The 16,730-nt window shown below is 72.5% G+C and carries 17 protein-coding genes; 10 read left to right on the forward strand and 7 right to left on the reverse strand.

What is annotated here, in order from left to right; genetic code table 11:
- Positions 1 to 94: 94 nt before the first annotated feature.
- Positions 95 to 520, forward strand: a complete 426-nt coding sequence (locus ACZ5C2_RS25825) for a hypothetical protein (RefSeq protein ID WP_468795410.1) — start codon at positions 95 to 97, stop codon at positions 518 to 520.
- On the opposite strand, the gene ACZ5C2_RS25830 is transcribed toward ACZ5C2_RS25825, so the two are convergent.
- The gene (locus ACZ5C2_RS25830; RefSeq protein WP_468795413.1) at positions 435 to 1,301 is read right to left on the reverse strand and encodes a DUF4184 family protein; all 867 of its coding nucleotides are present in this window, start codon (positions 1,299 to 1,301) and stop codon (positions 435 to 437) included. The two genes, ACZ5C2_RS25825 and ACZ5C2_RS25830, sit on opposite strands and share 86 nt — an antisense overlap.
- A gap of 286 nt (positions 1,302 to 1,587) precedes the next feature.
- Between ACZ5C2_RS25830 and ACZ5C2_RS25835 the strand changes: the two genes are divergently transcribed.
- Positions 1,588 to 3,348: a lytic transglycosylase domain-containing protein gene (locus ACZ5C2_RS25835; protein ID WP_468795416.1), complete on the forward strand. Its 1,761-nt coding sequence runs from the start codon at positions 1,588 to 1,590 to the stop codon at positions 3,346 to 3,348.
- A 97-nt stretch (positions 3,349 to 3,445) separates the two neighbouring features.
- Here the strand turns inward: ACZ5C2_RS25835 and ACZ5C2_RS25840 are convergent, their stop codons facing one another.
- Positions 3,446 to 6,184, reverse strand: a complete 2,739-nt coding sequence (locus ACZ5C2_RS25840; RefSeq protein ID WP_468795419.1) for an ATP-dependent RNA helicase — start codon at positions 6,182 to 6,184, stop codon at positions 3,446 to 3,448.
- A 4-nt stretch (positions 6,185 to 6,188) separates the two neighbouring features.
- On the reverse strand, positions 6,189 to 7,001 hold the full coding sequence (locus ACZ5C2_RS25845) for a class I SAM-dependent methyltransferase (protein ID WP_468795498.1): 813 nt from the start codon (positions 6,999 to 7,001) through the stop codon (positions 6,189 to 6,191).
- A gap of 366 nt (positions 7,002 to 7,367) precedes the next feature.
- Between ACZ5C2_RS25845 and rpsA the strand changes: the two genes are divergently transcribed.
- From rpsA to ACZ5C2_RS25865, 4 genes are all read left to right on the forward strand, one after another.
- Positions 7,368 to 8,876 carry a 30S ribosomal protein S1 gene (rpsA, locus tag ACZ5C2_RS25850; protein WP_468795422.1) on the forward strand — a complete coding sequence of 503 codons (1,509 nt, stop codon included), beginning with the start codon at positions 7,368 to 7,370 and terminating at the stop codon, positions 8,874 to 8,876.
- 274 nt (positions 8,877 to 9,150) lie between these two features.
- Positions 9,151 to 10,089 carry a PAC2 family protein gene (locus ACZ5C2_RS25855; protein WP_468795425.1) on the forward strand — a complete coding sequence of 313 codons (939 nt, stop codon included), beginning with the start codon at positions 9,151 to 9,153 and terminating at the stop codon, positions 10,087 to 10,089.
- 91 nt (positions 10,090 to 10,180) lie between these two features.
- Positions 10,181 to 10,792 (forward strand): dephospho-CoA kinase, encoded by a 612-nt coding sequence (gene coaE / locus ACZ5C2_RS25860; protein WP_468795428.1) that lies wholly within the window; start codon positions 10,181 to 10,183, stop codon positions 10,790 to 10,792.
- Between the two features lie 50 nt (positions 10,793 to 10,842).
- Positions 10,843 to 11,223 (forward strand): tetratricopeptide repeat protein, encoded by a 381-nt coding sequence (locus ACZ5C2_RS25865; RefSeq protein WP_468795431.1) that lies wholly within the window; start codon positions 10,843 to 10,845, stop codon positions 11,221 to 11,223.
- 23 nt (positions 11,224 to 11,246) lie between these two features.
- Here ACZ5C2_RS25865 and ACZ5C2_RS25870 read toward each other — a convergent pair whose 3' ends face one another.
- On the reverse strand, positions 11,247 to 11,510 hold the full coding sequence (locus ACZ5C2_RS25870; protein WP_468795434.1) for a DUF6343 family protein: 264 nt from the start codon (positions 11,508 to 11,510) through the stop codon (positions 11,247 to 11,249).
- A 159-nt stretch (positions 11,511 to 11,669) separates the two neighbouring features.
- On the opposite strand from ACZ5C2_RS25870, the gene ACZ5C2_RS25875 reads away from it, so the two are divergent.
- Positions 11,670 to 12,368, forward strand: coding sequence for a class I SAM-dependent methyltransferase (locus ACZ5C2_RS25875; RefSeq protein WP_468795437.1), 699 nt, complete (start codon positions 11,670 to 11,672; stop codon positions 12,366 to 12,368).
- 93 nt (positions 12,369 to 12,461) lie between these two features.
- The gene (locus ACZ5C2_RS25880; RefSeq protein ID WP_468795440.1) at positions 12,462 to 12,920 is read left to right on the forward strand and encodes a DoxX family protein; all 459 of its coding nucleotides are present in this window, start codon (positions 12,462 to 12,464) and stop codon (positions 12,918 to 12,920) included.
- A gap of 97 nt (positions 12,921 to 13,017) precedes the next feature.
- Here ACZ5C2_RS25880 and ACZ5C2_RS25885 read toward each other — a convergent pair whose 3' ends face one another.
- Positions 13,018 to 13,758 (reverse strand): RNA-binding S4 domain-containing protein, encoded by a 741-nt coding sequence (locus ACZ5C2_RS25885; RefSeq protein ID WP_468795443.1) that lies wholly within the window; start codon positions 13,756 to 13,758, stop codon positions 13,018 to 13,020.
- 198 nt (positions 13,759 to 13,956) lie between these two features.
- Here ACZ5C2_RS25885 and ACZ5C2_RS25890 point away from each other — a divergent pair, with 198 nt between their 5' ends.
- A complete protein-coding gene (locus tag ACZ5C2_RS25890; protein ID WP_468795446.1) occupies positions 13,957 to 14,679 on the forward strand; it encodes a uracil-DNA glycosylase in 723 nt (240 codons plus the stop codon).
- 31 nt (positions 14,680 to 14,710) lie between these two features.
- Positions 14,711 to 15,709, forward strand: coding sequence for a prolyl aminopeptidase (gene pip, locus ACZ5C2_RS25895; RefSeq protein ID WP_468795449.1), 999 nt, complete (start codon positions 14,711 to 14,713; stop codon positions 15,707 to 15,709).
- Between the two features lie 23 nt (positions 15,710 to 15,732).
- Here pip and ACZ5C2_RS25900 read toward each other — a convergent pair whose 3' ends face one another.
- Both ACZ5C2_RS25900 and ACZ5C2_RS25905 read right to left on the reverse strand, forming a co-directional pair.
- The gene (locus ACZ5C2_RS25900; protein ID WP_468795453.1) at positions 15,733 to 16,197 is read right to left on the reverse strand and encodes a GNAT family N-acetyltransferase; all 465 of its coding nucleotides are present in this window, start codon (positions 16,195 to 16,197) and stop codon (positions 15,733 to 15,735) included.
- Positions 16,194 to 16,607: a RidA family protein gene (locus tag ACZ5C2_RS25905; protein ID WP_468795456.1), complete on the reverse strand. Its 414-nt coding sequence runs from the start codon at positions 16,605 to 16,607 to the stop codon at positions 16,194 to 16,196. Before ACZ5C2_RS25905 ends, ACZ5C2_RS25900 begins: the two co-directional genes overlap by 4 nt.
- Between the last annotated feature and the right edge of the window lie 123 nt (positions 16,608 to 16,730).

A 16,730-nucleotide genomic window follows, 5' to 3' on the forward strand; every position in this document is an offset into this window, starting at 1 on the left:
CACACGGCGCCCCCACGGAACCTCCGGAGGAAACGTCACTCGCGTGGCCCTCGCAGACACGCCGTCGGCCGGGTTGGCCGACAGGATGCGACGCATGGGTATACGCATGCTTCACCGCACAGCGGCACCCCCGCGGACCGACGCCGACGGACCCACCCTCAAGGCGTTTCCGCCGGTTCCGGTCTTCGCGGCCGCCGCAAGTACCGCCCGCATCCCCGTCGCCTTCACCGCCGCGCCGCGCCGCGCCACCGCGGCCCTCGGCCGCCGTATCACCGACGGCCGGTGGAGAGGCGACGGCAACCCCACCGGCGAGCAGCCGGCCTGGCGGCTGTGGGCCGAGCTGGCCCGCGCCTATCTCACCCTCGCGGTCACCCTGCTGCACCGGCCCCGCCCGGTCCGTACCGTCACCGTGTTCGTCGCGGCGAGCGACACCCTCAGCGTGCGGCCGTACGATCCGGCCGCCGCGTACCGTCGTCCGCAGGGCCCTCCATGGCCGGGGTGGCCGGACGCCACGCCCTGACGGCCAGCGCGTACAACGGAAGCGCGAGGACCAGCCCCGCGCCCGCACCGAAGCACACCGTCGGGATCAGTTCCCAGGGCTTCGCGGTCGAGCCCCAGTAGGCCCACCACCGCGAGGCCCGCTGCACCGCCCCCGCCAGTGCACACCCGGCGAGCAGCGCGACGGCCCACCACCGGTCGCCGACGGAGAGGGCAGGCACCCCCGTCGGCCGGGCCGGCCCCGGTGCCGCCCCGCGCAGGGCCCGTGCCACGAAGAGCGCGATCACGACCGCGGCCACCGCCGACCCCCCGTACTGCAGATACCAGTACAGCGGCGACCCCGCGATCTCCTCGCCCAGCACGGGAAGCACCCGCATCCCCCACCGGTCGGGATGCGTGAACGCATCCCAGACCACATGCGTCAACGCCCCCAGCACCGCCGAGACGTACCAGCGTGCCACCAGGGAGGGACGTACGCGCGTACGCGGCGCACCACAGCGCACAAGCGCGGCCGGTCGCCCCTGCCGTGTCCGCGGCAACAGCGCCACCAACGGCTCACGCACCAGCAGCCACAGCCCCACCAGCGCCCACGCGATGAGCGCATCGACGGTGAACACGCCCCAGAAGGCGTGCGTCACCTCGCCGTACTTCATCGCTCCCGGCAGGACACTCGCCGCGTAATAGGTCATGTCGGGAGCGAAGCTGCCCGCGATGAGCACGGAGGGGACCAAGGCGCCCCGACCGCTCCCGTCGGTGCGCACGGCCGGCAGGACCGCCGCCGCATGGCTCAGCGTGAACGGCAACTCGACTCCCCGTGGGCGGCGTTGACCGGACCATCGGGGCCCGTCGACCGGAAGCCCTCAGTATGCGGGACAGCCCGCCGCGGACCCTGCCACGACAGGAACGTGGCCAACCGGTGAATATCGGTCATCAACGGGTGTCCGCGCAAAGGAAGTTGTCGTAGGGTCGCGAGGGTCGTCGTGCCGGATGGCCTGACAGTGCAACCGGCGGGACGGGAAGAACGTCACAGCAGGGCGGACACAACACACGATGGCGGGCGCCACAGCGCCCACGGGAGGGGTTCACTCTATGGCGGCGCATTTCGGCAGGAGGCTGCGCAAGGGAGCGGCAACCACCGCCGTGGCCGCGGCAGCGGTGGCAGCCCTGTCCGCGTCCCAGGCTCCTGGGGTGACGGTGGACGACCAGGGCAGACGGACCGCCTCCGACGCCACGCCCTCGCCCGAGGAGACCGCCGACGGCGGCAGCGCGACCGGCAACTCGCCGTACTACACGGACCTGCCGCCCCTCAACAGCCCCAAGCCCTCCCCGAGCACCGGCACCGGCCCGTTCGACCCGGCCGGCGCCGAGGCCGGCATACCCGCGACCGTCCTCGACGCCTACAAGAAGGCGGAGGCCGCGCTGCGCGAGAAGAAGCCCGGCTGCAACCTGCCCTGGCAACTCCTCGCCGCCATCGGCAAGGTGGAGTCCGGGCAGGCCCGCGGCGGACGTGTCTCCGCCGACGGCACCACGCTCTCCCCGATCCTCGGACCCCAGCTCGACGGCAACGGCTTCGCCCTCATCAAGGACACCGACAACGGTGCCTACGACGGCAACAGCGCCTACGACCAGGCCGTCGGCCCCATGCAGTTCATTCCCTCCACCTGGGAATGGGCGGGCCGCGACGGCAACGCCGACGGGCGTGAGGACCCGAACAACATCTACGACGCCGCCCTCGCCGCCGGCCACTACCTGTGCCGCTTCGGCTGGGACCTGTCCGACCGCGCCGACCTCGACAGGGCGATCCTCAGCTACAACCACTCGACGGACTATCTGAACACCGTCCTGTCGTGGTTGGAGTACTACCGCAAGGGCACCCACGAGATCCCGGACGGTTCAGGAGCCCTGCCCACGGACCGCAGCGACGACAGGACGACGCGTCCCTCGCCCTCCCCGAGGACACCGGGCACCTCGTCGCCGAGGCCCAGCCCTCCGCCCGCCAGGCCGGGCGGCTCCAGCACGAGCCCGACCCCGCCCGGCTCCGACAGCCCGGCCACCCCGCCGCCCACCACCCCTCCCACCACCCCGCCCACCACTCCTCCCACCCCCACCGACACGGTGGACCACCTGGAGGACGCGGGCCCCGCGACGCTCACCGCGATGGCGGGCGACACCTTCACCAAGAGGATCAGCGCCCGCGCCGAGACGGATGCCGGCAAGGCGGTGGCCAAGGTGCGGATCCGCTTCAGCATCTACGGCGACACCGACGCCACCTTCACCGGCGGCGAAAGTGTGGCCACCGTCGTCACCAACCGCTCCGGCGTCGCCGTGGCACCCGTGCTCCAGGCCGGCGAGAAGACCGGCGCGTTCGCCGTCCGCGCCGTAGTCGTGGGCCGCACGATCCCGGGCATCGCCTACAAGGCCACGGTCACCGAACGCGCCGCCGACACCCTCGTCCGCACCGGCGACGCGGCACTGACCTGCACTCCGGGCGGCGAGTTCGCCGAACCGGTCGAGCTGAAGGCCACCTACGACGGCGTGGCCGCAGACAAGGTCGCCGCCACCGCCACGCTCGTCAAGTCCGCCGACGACCCGGCCCAGAACGACAAGGGCCCCTACTTCAAGGACGCCGACGGCAAGGCGATCCGCACGCTGGGCGGCCTCAGGACCGACGCGGACGGTCTGCTGAAGCTGCCGCAGCTGTACGCGGACGACACCACCGGCACGTTCCTGCTCCGGGTCACCACCGCGGGCGGAGCGACCCTCACGGTCGAACTGACCGTGGCGGCGGCCGAAACGGAGACCGAGACCGGGACGCCGTCCCCGAGCCCTTCGACGAGCCCCGGCGCCTGACGGCACTGCACGGCACCCACGCGATGGCGTCCCTCCCCGAACGAAGGAGGGGCGCCATCGCGCGTGCGCGCCCGGCCGGAACCGGAACCGGAACGGTTCACCGCCTGAGCCGTGCGTTGGTGTGCCGGGTCGGCTCGGCGGCGGCCGGATCCTCCGGCCAGGGATGCTTGGGATAACGCCCGCGCAGCTCGGCCCGTACGCCCTTGTAGCCGTCCCGCCAGAAGGAGGCGAGATCGGCGGTCACGGCGGCCGGCCGCCCGGCCGGGGACAGCAGGTGCACCAGCAGCGGAACCCCGGCCACCCGGGGCGACTCCTGGAGCCCGAACATCTCCTGGAGTTTCACCGCGAGCACCGGTTGCTCCGGATCGGAGTAGTCGACCCGGATCGCGGACCCACTGGGCACGGTGACCCGCTCGGGCGCGAGCTCATCGAGCCGCACGGCCTCACCTGAGGCCCAGGGGAGCAGCCGTCCGAGCGCCTGCGCGGTGTCGATCCGCACGAGATCGGCCCGCCGCCGCGCCCGGCTCAGTTCCGGCTCCAGCCACTCCTCGACCCGCGCGTGCAGCGCCTCGTCGGACACGTCGGGCCACGGCTCACCGAACCGGCCGTGCAGAAAGGCCAGCCGCTGCCGCAGTACCTCCGCCCCGGCCGGCCACCGCAACAGCCCGAACCCCTCCCGCCGCAGTCCGTCCAGGAGCGCGGCCCGTACGAGCGGGCGTTCGGCGCCGGTATGCGGCCGTACGGCCAGCTCCACCGCCCCGAGCCGTTCGACCAGCCGCGTGACAACGTCCCCATCGGCCCAGCACACCTCCTCACGGCTCTCCAGCAGCGCACCGGCCGCGTACCGCGCGATCCCCTCGTCGACGACCGCGCCCAGCCCCACGCGCGCGTGCCCGCGCCCCACGGGCCGGTCGGCCACGGCGACGGCGACCCACTCCGCTCCCCGCAACCCTGACCCCGCCCCCACCTCGGCCCGGGTCCCGGACACCATCAGATACGCCCCACCGTCCACGCGAGCCACCCGCTCAGGAAAGGCAAGCGCGACCACCACCCCGACCCTCCCGTCCTCCCCACCGGATCCCGGCACACCGTCCCCGGCCACCCACTCGGACGGCGAGCCCGCGGTGGATCCGGCGTCTTCCCGCGGGCCCGGCGTGGTCGAGTCGGGTGCCTGGTGTGTGGAGGAGGTGTCAGTCCCGCTCTCGGGCGGGGCGGGTGGGGGTGGTGAGCCGGGTACGGGCGCGGACCCGGTGTCGTTCCCCGGACGGGACGTGGAGTCCGGACCCGCCGGTGCGGCGTGCGGGAGGGCCGGTGCCGGAGGCCGGCCCGAGGTCTCGGAGGTGAGCCGCCGCAGGCGGCGGGTCTCCGTGCGCCACCGCGCGGCGTACGCGTCGCCGCCGCGCCGCGCGGTGCGCAGCGCGCTCGTGAGGTCGTCGCCGTAGTCGCGCGGTGGCTCCTCGCCGATCAGGGCGACCACCTCGGCGGCGAGGCCGGGGCCCACCACCGGTGCCGCGTCCAGCAGCGCCCGCCCCAGCCGGGGATGCAGTCCCAGCCGCGACAGCCGAGCACCGCGCCGCGTGGCACGTCCGTCCGGGCCCACCGCCCCGATCGCCGTCAGAACGGCGCGGGCCGCCGCCATCGCCCCGCCCGGCGGAGGATCCAGCAGCGCCAGCCCGGAGGCATCCGGATCGCCCCAGCAGGCGGCCTGGAGCGCGAACGCCGTCAGATCGGCCACTTTGATCTCGGGCGAGGGGAACCGCGGCAGTCGCGCCTCCTCCGCCTCCGCCCAGCAGCGGTACACCGCACCCGGTGCCTCACGCCCGGCCCGCCCCGCCCGCTGCCGCCCCGCCGCGCGGGAGGCCCGTACCGTCGTCAGCGCGCTCAGCCCCCGCGCGTGATCGACCCGGGGCTCCCGCGCGAGCCCCGAGTCCACGACGACCCGCACCCCGGGAACCGTCAGCGACGACTCGGCCACCGACGTCGCCAGCACCACCCGGCGCCGCTCCCCGGGCGCCAGTACCGCGTCCTGCACGGCGGCCGGCGCCCGCCCGTGCACCTGAAGCAGTTCCACACCGTCCAGATCCCCGAGCCGCCCGGCCACCCGCGCGATCTCGCCCACCCCGGGCAGGAACACCAGCACGTCGCCGTCCCGCTCGGCCAACGCCCGCCGCACCACCGACGCCACATGCGTCAGCAGCGCCGGATCGACCCGCATCCCGTGCGGCGGCCGCACCGCCCGCACGGGAGGCGACCACACCACCTCCACCGGGTACGCCGCACCACGCGCCTCGACCACCGGCGCGCCGCCCAGCAGCCGTGCCCAGCCCGCCGCGTCCGTCGTGGCCGACGCGGCCACCAGCCGCAACTCGGGGCGGAGCGTCTCGCGCACGTCCCACAGGAACGCCGCCGTCGTGTCCGCGTCGAGATGCCGTTCGTGGCATTCGTCGAGGACCACCACATCCACCCCGGTCAGCTCCTGGTCGCGCTGCAGCCGCTGCAGGAGCACACCGGTGGTGACGACCTCCACGCGTGTGCTCCGCCCGACCGCCCGCTCCCCGCGCACGGTGAAACCGACCGACTCGCCGACCCGCTCGCCCAGCAGCCACGCCATCCGCCGTGCCGCCGCGCGGGCGGCGATCCGCCGCGGCTCGGCGACCACCACCCGCCGCGCGGGACCCGCGTCCAGCAGCCCCGCCAGGGCCAGCGGCACCAGCGTCGTCTTCCCGGTCCCGGGCGGCGCCACCAGCACGGCGGTGCCGTGCGCGTCGAGCGCGTCGGTCAGCCCGGGCAGAGCATCGCGTACGGGAAGGGCGTCCAGGGCGTCGTAACGGATCACGCACTCAGTCTCGTACGCACACGAAGATCGCGGTTCCCGGGATCAGATTCCCGCGCAGCGGGGACCAGCCGCCCCACTCGGAGGTGTTCCAGGCCGGCCACTGCGGCTCCACCAGATCCACCAGCCGGAACCCCGAGGCGACGACATCACGCACCCGGTCCCCGAGCGTCCTGTGGTGCTCGACGTACACCGCGCGGCCGTCCTCGCCCTGTTCGACGTACGGCGTGCGGTCGAAGTACGACCCGGAGACGCTCAGCCCTTCCGGACCCGGCTCGTCCGGGAACGCCCAGCGGATCGGGTGCGTCACGGAGAACACCAGCCGGCCCCCGGGCCGCAGCACCCGGCGCACCTCGCGCAGTACCAGCCGCGGATCGGCGACGAAGGGCAGCGCCCCGTACGCCGAGCAGGCCAGGTCGAAGGAGCCGTCCGCGAACGGCAGCGCGCCCGCGTCGGCACACACCAGCGGGAGCGGCCCGCCGATGCGCAGTGCGTGCTGCAACTGCCGGTGCGAGATGTCCAGGGCCACCGGACGCGCCCCCTGGGCGGCCAGCCAGCGCGAGCACTGCGCCGCGCCGGCGCCCAGCTCCAGGACGTCCCGTCCCTTCAGCTCCTCCGGCGGGCCGAGCAGCTCCGCCTCCACCTCGTCCAGACCCTCGGGACCCCAGACGAAGCGGTCGTCACCGAGGAACGTGCCGTGCTCGGTCTGGTACTCGTCCGCGTTGCGGTCCCACCAGCCCCGGTTGGCGCGTGTGCTCTCCGCGACACCGGCCTCGCGCCGGGTCGCCTCCGGTTCGGGTGCTACGGGCTCTTGGATGATCGGCTCCCTCGTCGTACTCTTCCGTCCAGCCGGACTCCGGTGTGTCGCAAAGGCGGGTTCGGGGCCCCTGCGTGGCCTCGGATGATGGGACTTGTGCCGGTTATGCGGCGATCCGCCCCGGGTGGGCGGCTTCGCGCATTGACCCTGCCCGGCTGCCCCCGTATGCTACAAGTTGCGCTGCGAGCTTGCGCGCCTCAGACGTAGCAGGCTGCGCTCGCATCTGTTGTATGTCCCCTCGGTTCTCGAGGCGTCATCGCCAGTGTCTGGTGGGGCGCTTCCTTGGCTGTCCGGCTTCGGCAGAGCGAAACGGGCTCCCGGCGTAAGCAGTACCTACGACTCACTGTCCGCACCGGAGCCCTTTCCCACATGACGAGCAGCACCGAGACCACCGCCACCACCCCGCAGGTTGCGGTCAACGACATCGGTAACGAGGAAGCCTTCCTCGCCGCGATCGACGAGACGATCAAGTACTTCAACGACGGCGACATCGTCGACGGCGTCATCGTGAAGGTCGACCGGGACGAGGTCCTGCTCGACATCGGTTACAAGACCGAAGGTGTCATCCCGAGCCGCGAGCTCTCGATCAAGCACGACGTCGACCCCAACGAGGTCGTCGCCGTCGGTGACGAGATCGAGGCCCTTGTTCTCCAGAAGGAGGACAAGGAAGGCCGCCTGATCCTCTCGAAGAAGCGCGCCCAGTACGAGCGTGCCTGGGGCACCATCGAGAAGATCAAGGAAGAGGACGGCATCGTCACCGGTACCGTCATCGAGGTCGTCAAGGGTGGTCTCATCCTCGACATCGGCCTCCGCGGCTTCCTTCCGGCCTCCCTGGTCGAGATGCGCCGTGTTCGCGACCTCCAGCCCTACGTGGGCAAGGAGCTCGAGGCGAAGATCATCGAGCTGGACAAGAACCGCAACAACGTGGTCCTGTCCCGCCGTGCCTGGCTGGAGCAGACCCAGTCCGAGGTCCGCCAGACGTTCCTCACCACCCTCCAGAAGGGTCAGGTCCGTTCCGGCGTCGTTTCCTCGATCGTCAACTTCGGTGCCTTCGTGGACCTGGGTGGCGTCGACGGTCTGGTCCACGTCTCCGAGCTGTCCTGGAAGCACATCGACCACCCCTCCGAGGTTGTCGAGGTCGGCCAGGAGGTCACCGTCGAGGTCCTCGACGTCGACATGGACCGCGAGCGTGTCTCCCTGTCGCTGAAGGCGACCCAGGAAGACCCGTGGCAGCAGTTCGCCCGTACCCACCAGATCGGCCAGGTCGTGCCCGGCAAGGTCACGAAGCTGGTTCCGTTCGGTGCGTTCGTCCGCGTGGACGAGGGCATCGAGGGTCTGGTCCACATCTCCGAGCTGGCCGAGCGCCACGTGGAGATCCCGGAGCAGGTCGTCCAGGTCAACGACGAGATCTTCGTCAAGGTCATCGACATCGACCTCGAGCGCCGTCGCATCAGCCTTTCGCTGAAGCAGGCCAACGAGGCCTTCGGTGCCGACCCGTCGGTGGTCGAGTTCGACCCGACCCTGTACGGCATGGCCGCGTCCTACGACGACCAGGGCAACTACATCTACCCCGAGGGCTTCGACCCCGAGACCAACGACTGGCTCGAGGGCTACGAGACCCAGCGCGAGGCGTGGGAGACGCAGTACGCCGAGGCGCAGACCCGCTTCGAGCAGCACCAGGCGCAGGTCATCAAGTCCCGCGAGGCGGACGAGAAGGCCGCTGCCGAGGGCGGCGAGGCTGCCGCTCCGGCCGCGTCCGGTGGCGGTGGCGGTGGCGGCGGTTCGTACTCCTCCGAGGGCGGTGACCAGTCCGGTGCGCTGGCTTCGGACGAGGCGCTGGCCGCTCTGCGGGAGAAGCTGGCGGGTGGGCAGAGCTGAACGCTCGCCGCTGAGGCTTAGCCGTTGACTGAGGGGCCGTACCTTTCGAGGTGCGGCCCCTCAGTGTTGTCCCCTCCGGGGTTGCGGGCTGCTGCGGGCCGGCGGGGCGTGGTGCACCGTTCTCCGCGGCCCTGGGGATGGTTGTCCGCACCCCGCTGATAAGTGCCCCCGCCGAGGAGTCCCTGCGGTTCCTGACAGGGCGGTTGGCCGTGCCTGGGAATGTCGGTGCCGTGGGCCACGTTGTCGTGTACGGACACGAGGAGGAGCGGTCACTGTGCTTGATCCGCAGGGTTTGTACGCATGGGAGCCGAAAGGGCTCGGCGTCGTCGACATGGCGCTGGCCCAGGAGTCGGCCGGACTTGTCATGCTCTACCACTTCGACGGATACATCGACGCGGGGGAGACCGGGGACCAGATCGTCGACCGGCTGCTCGGCTCGCTGCCCCACCAGGTCGTCGCCCGGTTCGACCACGACCGGCTCGTCGACTACCGCGCCCGGCGCCCGCTGCTCACCTTCACCCGCGACCGCTGGAGCGACTATGAGGTGCCCGCCATCGAGGTGCGCCTCGTCCAGGACGCCACCGGGGCGCCGTTCCTGCTGCTGTCCGGACCGGAACCGGACGTCGAGTGGGAGCGCTTCGCCGCGGCCGTCCAGCAGATCGTGGAGCGGCTCGGCGTACGCCTGTCGGTGAACTTCCACGGCATCCCCATGGGCGTCCCGCACACCCGCCCCGTCGGCATCACCCCGCACGGCAACCGCACCGACCTCGTCCCGGTGACCAGTAGCGTCTTCGACGAGGCGCAGGTGCCCGGCAGCGCCGAGGCCCTCGTCGAGTACCGGCTCATGCAGGCCGGACACGACGTCCTGGGCGTCGCGGCGCACGTGCCCCACTACATCGCCCGGTCCCCGTACCCGGACGCGGCGCTGACCGCCCTGGAGTCCGTCACGGCCGCCACCGGACTGGTCCTGCCCGGTGTCGCCCACTCCCTGCGCACCGACGCCCACCGCACCCAGAGCGAGATCGACCGCCAGATCCAGGAGGGTGACGACGAACTCACCGCCCTCGTCCAGGGCCTCGAGCACCAGTACGACGCCGCCGCGGGTGCGGAAACCCGGGGCAACATGCTCGCGGAACCCGCACAGATCCCGTCGGCGGACGAGATCGGCCGAGAATTCGAGCGCTTCCTGGCGGAACGAGAAGGCGAGAGCTGACCTTCTCGGCCTGCGGCCCCGTGTCACCGGGCCCGACGCCCGACCGGACCTTCCCGGCTTCCCCGGCCGGGCAGGCTCTAGGCTGCTGTTCATGCTGACAGTGGGTCTGACCGGCGGTATCGGCGCCGGCAAGAGTGAGGTGTCGCGGCTGCTCGTCGAGTGCGGGGCCGTGCTGATCGACGCGGACCGCATCGCTCGCGAGGTCGTCGAGCCGGGGACGCCGGGTCTCGCCGCGGTCGTGGACGCCTTCGGCGAGGGGGTCCTGGCCGCGGACGGCAGCCTCGACCGGCCCGAACTCGGCTCGATCGTCTTCGCCGACCCGGAGAAGCTGGCCGTTCTCAACTCGATCGTTCATCCCCTGGTGGGCGCCCGGTCCCGCGAGCTGGAAGAGGCCGCCGCGGAGGACGCCGTCGTCGTACACGACGTCCCCCTGCTCACGGAGAACGGCCTCGCGCCCCTGTACGACCTGGTGATCGTCGTCGACGCGAGCCCTGAGACCCAGCTCGACCGGCTCGTGGGCCGGCGCGGCATGACGGAGGAGGACGCACGCGCGCGGATGGCCGCCCAGGCGACCCGCGAGCAGCGCCGGGCAATCGCCGACATCGTCATCGACAACGACGTCCCGCTCGACGAGCTGGAGCAACGGGTCAAGGACGTGTGGTCCCGGCTGGCCCTCCGCGCGCGGGCGTCCCATCCGGAATAGAGGGCCCTGGGCGGGGCGTTGAACCCGGTCAGCGAGGGAAGGATTCCGCCGTGCCCCAGACCAGCGGTCCGACCGGACGTACGCCGGAGACGCATGTCATCGACTTCCGTGCCGCCGAGCATCTGCTCGCCTCCGGAGATCCGCGGGGCGCGGTGAAGCTGCTGGACGGCGTGATCGACGTCCACCCGGAGAACACCGCCGCACGCCTGCTGCGCGCCCGCGCCTTCTTCGCGGCCGCCCAGCTGCGCCCCGCCGAGCTGGAATTCTCCCTGGTCCTGGAGCGCGAGCCGGACAACGCCTATGCGCACTTCGCGCTGGCCCGCACCTATCAGCGGCAGAGCCGCCCGCACCCGGCCAAGCGCCACTTCCGGCTGGCGGCCGCCCTGGACCCGAACCCGGAGTATCTGAAGGCGGCCCGCTTCGACGCGTGACGGCCGCGTGCGCCGAGTCCGCGCTACGGCCGGCTCCTCGGCGGCTCATACGGAGGGACGTCCCGCCCAGGCTGGTAGTGCGGCCCCTGACGGATGTGCCGGACGACGACGATCAGGTCGACCGTGACGAGCAGCCACAGCGCACCGCACGCCAGCGCCCAGCCGGGATGTCCCGCGAGCGTGAACGCCACCGTTCCGGCCACCGTCCAGACCACGCCCCACACACTGAGCCAGAACCGCATCCGCAGAGCACTGCGCGCGGTCGCCGGCTCACTGCCCGTACGCATCGTCCTCACCACCACCACTCCCGCCCGCGACCTGCGAGTTCCCCGTCCGGGTGCCCGGAACGGGCCGGTCCACCGCGGGTGCGGTGACCGGTACTCACTCGAACGGGTGAACCGGCGGCGGGTGGGAACGGGCGTGCGGAGACGGTCCGTTGGACGGACATGGAGCCGAAAAAGCGTGAGGGGTACGAGGGAACAGGGCCCGGGGCGATCACCCCGGACGGCTGCGCGGTGGAGCTCTACTCGCGTCTGTCCGTCGGGGACGAGCCGGACATCGTCGCCGCTGAGGCACCGGCGGGAGCGAGGGTGCTCGAGCTGGGCAGTGGTGTGGGACGGATGACCCACGCGCTGCTGGAGCGGGGCTTCGAGGTCACCGCGGTGGATGAGTCCGCGCAGATGCTGGAGCGCGTGCGCGGGGCACGCACGATATGCAGCCCCATAGAGGAACTCGACGTCGGCGAGACGTTCGACGTGGTGCTGCTGGCGTCCTTCCTGGTGCACGCGGGGGACATCGAGGTACGGCGTGGCCTGCTGCGCACCTGTGTGCGGCATCTGGCGAAGGGCGGATGCGTGCTGATCCAGCGGGAGGGCGAGGACTACCACACCAATGTGCCGCGCGAGCGCAAGGACCCGGCCGGCTACACCGTGCGGATCGTGTCGGCGGAACCGGCGGGCGACGGGGCCGACTCGGTACACGCGGAGTATGTGTTCCCGGACGCGGTCTGGACCCAGACGTTCCGTACCCGGCCCTTGACGAGGCAACAGTTCGAGGAGGCACTGGAGGAGGCGGGCCTGAGGGTGGACCGGTATCTGACGGTGGACAGGATGTGGGTGAGGGCGGTACCGACGGCCGCAGACTGAGCGCGCAATTCATGCTGGACAGCGATGAGTTCGCAGGCGGGGGACGGTCTACCTCTCTGACAGCATCACGGACCGCATCCCGCAGGAGACCCCATGTCCGAGACCACCGCTCCCGGCGCGACCGCCGCCTCTTCCAGGACCGTCGTCGCCGAGTCCGCAACCGCCCGCGGACGGCGTGCCCGTCTCGCGCTGCGCGGACTGCAGGTGCTGATCGCGCTGTTCTACGCGATCGCGAGCGCGCTGCCCAAGCTGATCGCGCACTCCTCCGCAGCCGGGCCCTTCGACGAGATGGGCTGGGGCAGCACGGGCATGTACGCCATCGGCGTGCTGGAACTCGCGGGAGCGGTCGGCCTGTTGGTGCCGGTGCTCCAGTCGGCGGCGGCGACGGGGCTGGCCGCGCTGATGGCGGGCGCGTTCGTTGTGCAGATGACGGTCTTCGACGGTGAGAACGCGGCGACACCGGTCATCCTGCTCGTGCCGCTCGTCCTGATCGCCTGGGCCCGCCGGGGTTGCAACACGGATCTGCTGCGACTCCTGCGCCGTCAGGGCTGAGAGCCGCGTGGGGGAGGGCCTGCCCTTCCCTACGCCCCGTCCGGCCGGGGCCGTGCTGCGAACGGGCTCACCGGCCGGGCACCCGCTTGCCATCCGCTCACCCGCGTGCCGAGCCGCCGGACCCTCCACCGCGGGACTTGCCCCTGCCCTCGTGGCCCCGGCCGCCGCCCGCCCCGCCCGCCCGGCGGCCACCGGTTCTCCGACGGCCACCGGTGTCACCGGGCGCGGCGCCAAGGTCGTCAGGCCCGCCGGTCCCGTCAGGCCCGCCGAAGCCGACCGGTCCGCCGAGCCCGCGCAAGCGTTCCATCTCGCGGCGGTCACGCTTGGTCGGACGGCCGGTGCCGCGGTCGCGGATGCCGGCCGGGGCGACGGCCTCGCGGGACGGGGGCGGCGGGGAGTTGTCGACATAGCACTGGACGGCCACCGGGGCACCCACCCGCTTGCGGATGAGCCGCTTGACGACGACGATCCGCTCCCGGGTCTCGGCCCGCAGTCGCACCTCGTCACCGACACGGACGGAGTGCGAGGGCTTCACCCGCTCGCCGTTCACCCGGACATGTCCGCCGCGGCAGGCGGCGGCACCGAGGGACCGCGTCCTGACCAGCCGCACCGACCAGATCCAGCTGTCGATCCGCACGGACTGACCGCTCCCCGGCCCGGCCGCCTCGGCGGCGGCCACGGCAGCGACGATCTCGGGATCGACCGGTGCGGCCGCCCCCTCGCCGGCGGTCTCACCCGCACCGTTCGCGGGCACCGTGCCACCGGCCCCCCGCGACCCGTCCGCGGGACCCGCGGCCATCCGGTCCGTCCCGTCGTTCTCCGCACCCTCGGAAACCATGCTCCCGACCTTAGCCCGGTCGTCCCGCGGACCCTACGGAGATTTCCGCGGGCGCCACGACGCGATCTCCGACCGTGCGCCACGGGGCAGCAGACCGGTCGCCCGGCGCAGCAAGGTGAAGGCATCCCCCATGCGGAGCGTTGTCCGGGAGACGGGCGGCTCACCCCCGCGCCCCTCTCTGGCGCCTACCGTGGAGCCATGGACCCCAGCGGCCTCTCCCGTCTCGACCAGCGCATCGCCGGCTGCCGTGCCTGCCCCCGGCTGGTCGACTGGCGCGAGGAGGTCGCCCGTACCAAGCGGGCCGCGTTCGCGGACTGGACGTACTGGGGCAGGCCGGTGCCCGGATTCGGACCACCGGACGCCCGTCTGCTGATCGTCGGGCTGGCGCCCGCGGCACACGGCGGGAACCGTACGGGGCGGATGTTCACCGGGGATCGTTCCGGGGACGTGTTGTACCGGGCGCTGTACGACGTGGGGCTGGCCTCGCAGCCGAGCTCCACCCACGCCGACGACGGACTGGAACTGTACGGGGTGCGCGTCACGTCGCCGGTGCACTGCGCCCCGCCCGCCAACAAACCCACCCCCGAGGAGCGGGACGCCTGCCGGCCCTGGCTGGTGCAGGAGCTGCACCTGCTGCGGCCGACGCTCCGGGCCGCACTCGTCCTCGGTGCCTTCGGCTGGCAGGCGGCACTGCCCGCGTTCGCCGAGGCGGGCTGGACCGTGCCCCGGCCCCGGCCCGCCTTCGCCCACGCCGCCCACACCGTCCTGGACGCCCCCGACGGCCCCGGCCTGAACGTCTTCGGCTGCTTCCACGTCAGCCAGCGCAACACCTTCACCGGCCGGCTCACCCCCGGGATGCTCAGGGAGGTGCTGCGCGCGGCGGCCGCCGCGGCGGGACTGGGCATGGCGGAAAGGGGATGAGCAGACCCGGCCGGCGCACTACGGTGCTCCGGTGAGCAGATACCCAGAGATCGAACCGTACGACCACGGCATGCTCGACGTCGGGGACGGCAACCACATGTACTGGGAGACCAGCGGAAACCCGCACGGCAAGCCCGCACTGGTGCTGCACGGTGGCCCCGGCTCCCGGACCAGTCCGAATCTACGCCGCTACTTCGACCCGGCCGCCTACCGGATCGTCCTGATCGACCAGAGGGGGGCCGGTCGGTCGCTGCCCCCGGCGAGTGATCCCGCCACCGACATGAGCGTCAACACGACCGCCCACCTCATGGCGGACCTGGAGCTGCTGCGTGCCCATCTGGGAATCGAGCGGTGGCTGGTGTGGGGGGTGTCGTGGGGATCGGCCCTGGGGCTGCGGTACGCGCAGACCCACCCGGGGGTCGTGTCCGAACTCGTCCTCACCGGAGTCGCCACCGGCTCGAACGCCGAAGTCGCCCTGCTCACCCGGGGGCTGGGCACGTTCTTCCCCGAGGCACACGAACGCTTCCTCGCCGAACTGCCCGCCGATGAACGCGACGGCAACCCGGCAGCCGCGTACAACGGACTGCTGGAGTCGCCCGACCCGGAGGTCAGGGAACGCGCCGCGCGTGCCTGGACCGACTGGGAGACGGCGACCATCCCCGCCCCGCCGGGTTCGGTCGAACGCTTCCAGGACCCGGAGTTCCGGCTGGGCTTCGCCCGTACCGTCACCCACTACTGGGGCAACGACCACTTCCTCGTCGGAGGAGAGGACGGAGGGGAGGACAACGACGAGGGTGTCGTCCTCCGCGACGCCCACCTCCTGAAGGGCATCCCCGGCACCCTGGTCCAGGGCAGCCTCGACTTCGGCAATCTCCTCGGTATCGTCTGGCGGTTGCACCACGCCTGGCCGGACAGCGAGCTGGTGATCGTGGACGAGGCCGGTCACGACGCGGGCGCGGTCGGCGACGAGGCGCTGGTGGCGGCCACGGACCGGTATGCCCGCCCGCACCTGACGCCCGCCCGCAGCTGACGCCTCACGACCGACGGGGCGTCCTACGGCCGCCACACGTACCGCACGTCAGGTTCCCGCTCCTCGTTGCCGGAGCCGTCCGTGCGTTCCACGGCCGCGAAGCCGTGCCGCTCGTAGAAGCGGTGCGCGGGGGCGTTGACCTGGAAGGTCCACAGGGACAGCCCCCGGGGGCTGCGTTCCTTGGCCAGGGCGAGGAACCGGTCACCGATCCCGCGTCCGCGCCACCCGGGGTCGAGGTACAGCTGCTCCAGCTCCTCACCCTCCAGCACCAGCACACCGATGACTCCCTCACCCGCCGCCTCCGCCACCCACGTCTCCCTCAGGGGCACCAGAACGTGCCGGAAGTACTCCCGGACCTCGTCGTCGGAACGCGGCCGGACCACGCCCGGCAGAGCGGCGGCGAAGGACCTCAGCCAGACACCGGAGGCGGCCGCGGCGTCGGAGGCGACGGCCCGGCGCAGGGCCACCACGGGCCCGTCGGCCTTCACGAGGCGGCCGGGTCCGGCACCACCGCCGTCGCCGTGATCTCCACGAGCTGCCCGGTGTATCCGAGGCAGGCCACACCGATCAGGGTCGACGAGTGAGGTCCCGTGCTCAGCCCGGACGCCTCGACGACGTCCCAGACGGAGTGGAGCACGGCGGGCTCAGCACTCACGACATGCACATCCGTCGCGACGACGTGCTCCGGGCCGCTGCCCACTGCCCGCAGCTGTTCCTCGAGGTTGGCGATCACCTGCCGGGCCTGCCGCACCGGATCCCCCTCGCCGACCAGCTTCCCGTCCGCGTCCAGCGGGACCGATCCGGCGAGAAACGCCAGTCCGGTGCCGGCCTTGACGACGGAGGCGTGGGAGTAGGCGGGCGGCGGGAAGAGGGTGGGTACGGTGACGCGCTGGATCACGAAGACTCCTGGGGCGGGGGGGGGGGGGGGGGGGGGGGGGGGGGGGGGGGGGGGGGGGGGGGGGGGGGAGGGGGGGGGTGGGGGGGGGGTGGGGGGTGGGGGGGGGAGGGGGGGGGGGAGGAG

This window comes from Streptomyces sp. NPDC031365, assembly GCF_055569765.1.

What these genes read in the sequence shown, in the direction of transcription:
- ACZ5C2_RS25870 (WP_468795434.1), bottom strand. Translation starts at nt 11,510, where the DNA reads ATGCGTACGGGCAGTGAGCCGGCGACCGCGCGCAGTGCTCTGCGGATG.
- ACZ5C2_RS25890 (WP_468795446.1), top strand. Translation starts at nt 13,957, where the DNA reads ATGGACCCCAGCGGCCTCTCCCGTCTCGACCAGCGCATCGCCGGCTGC.
- ACZ5C2_RS25880 (WP_468795440.1), top strand. Translation starts at nt 12,462, where the DNA reads ATGTCCGAGACCACCGCTCCCGGCGCGACCGCCGCCTCTTCCAGGACC.
- ACZ5C2_RS25875 (WP_468795437.1), top strand. Translation starts at nt 11,670, where the DNA reads ATGGAGCCGAAAAAGCGTGAGGGGTACGAGGGAACAGGGCCCGGGGCG.
- ACZ5C2_RS25835 (WP_468795416.1), top strand. Translation starts at nt 1,588, where the DNA reads ATGGCGGCGCATTTCGGCAGGAGGCTGCGCAAGGGAGCGGCAACCACC.
- ACZ5C2_RS25885 (WP_468795443.1), bottom strand. Translation starts at nt 13,758, where the DNA reads ATGGTTTCCGAGGGTGCGGAGAACGACGGGACGGACCGGATGGCCGCG.
- rpsA (WP_468795422.1), top strand. Translation starts at nt 7,368, where the DNA reads ATGACGAGCAGCACCGAGACCACCGCCACCACCCCGCAGGTTGCGGTC.
- ACZ5C2_RS25825 (WP_468795410.1), top strand. Translation starts at nt 95, where the DNA reads ATGGGTATACGCATGCTTCACCGCACAGCGGCACCCCCGCGGACCGAC.
- coaE (WP_468795428.1), top strand. Translation starts at nt 10,181, where the DNA reads ATGCTGACAGTGGGTCTGACCGGCGGTATCGGCGCCGGCAAGAGTGAG.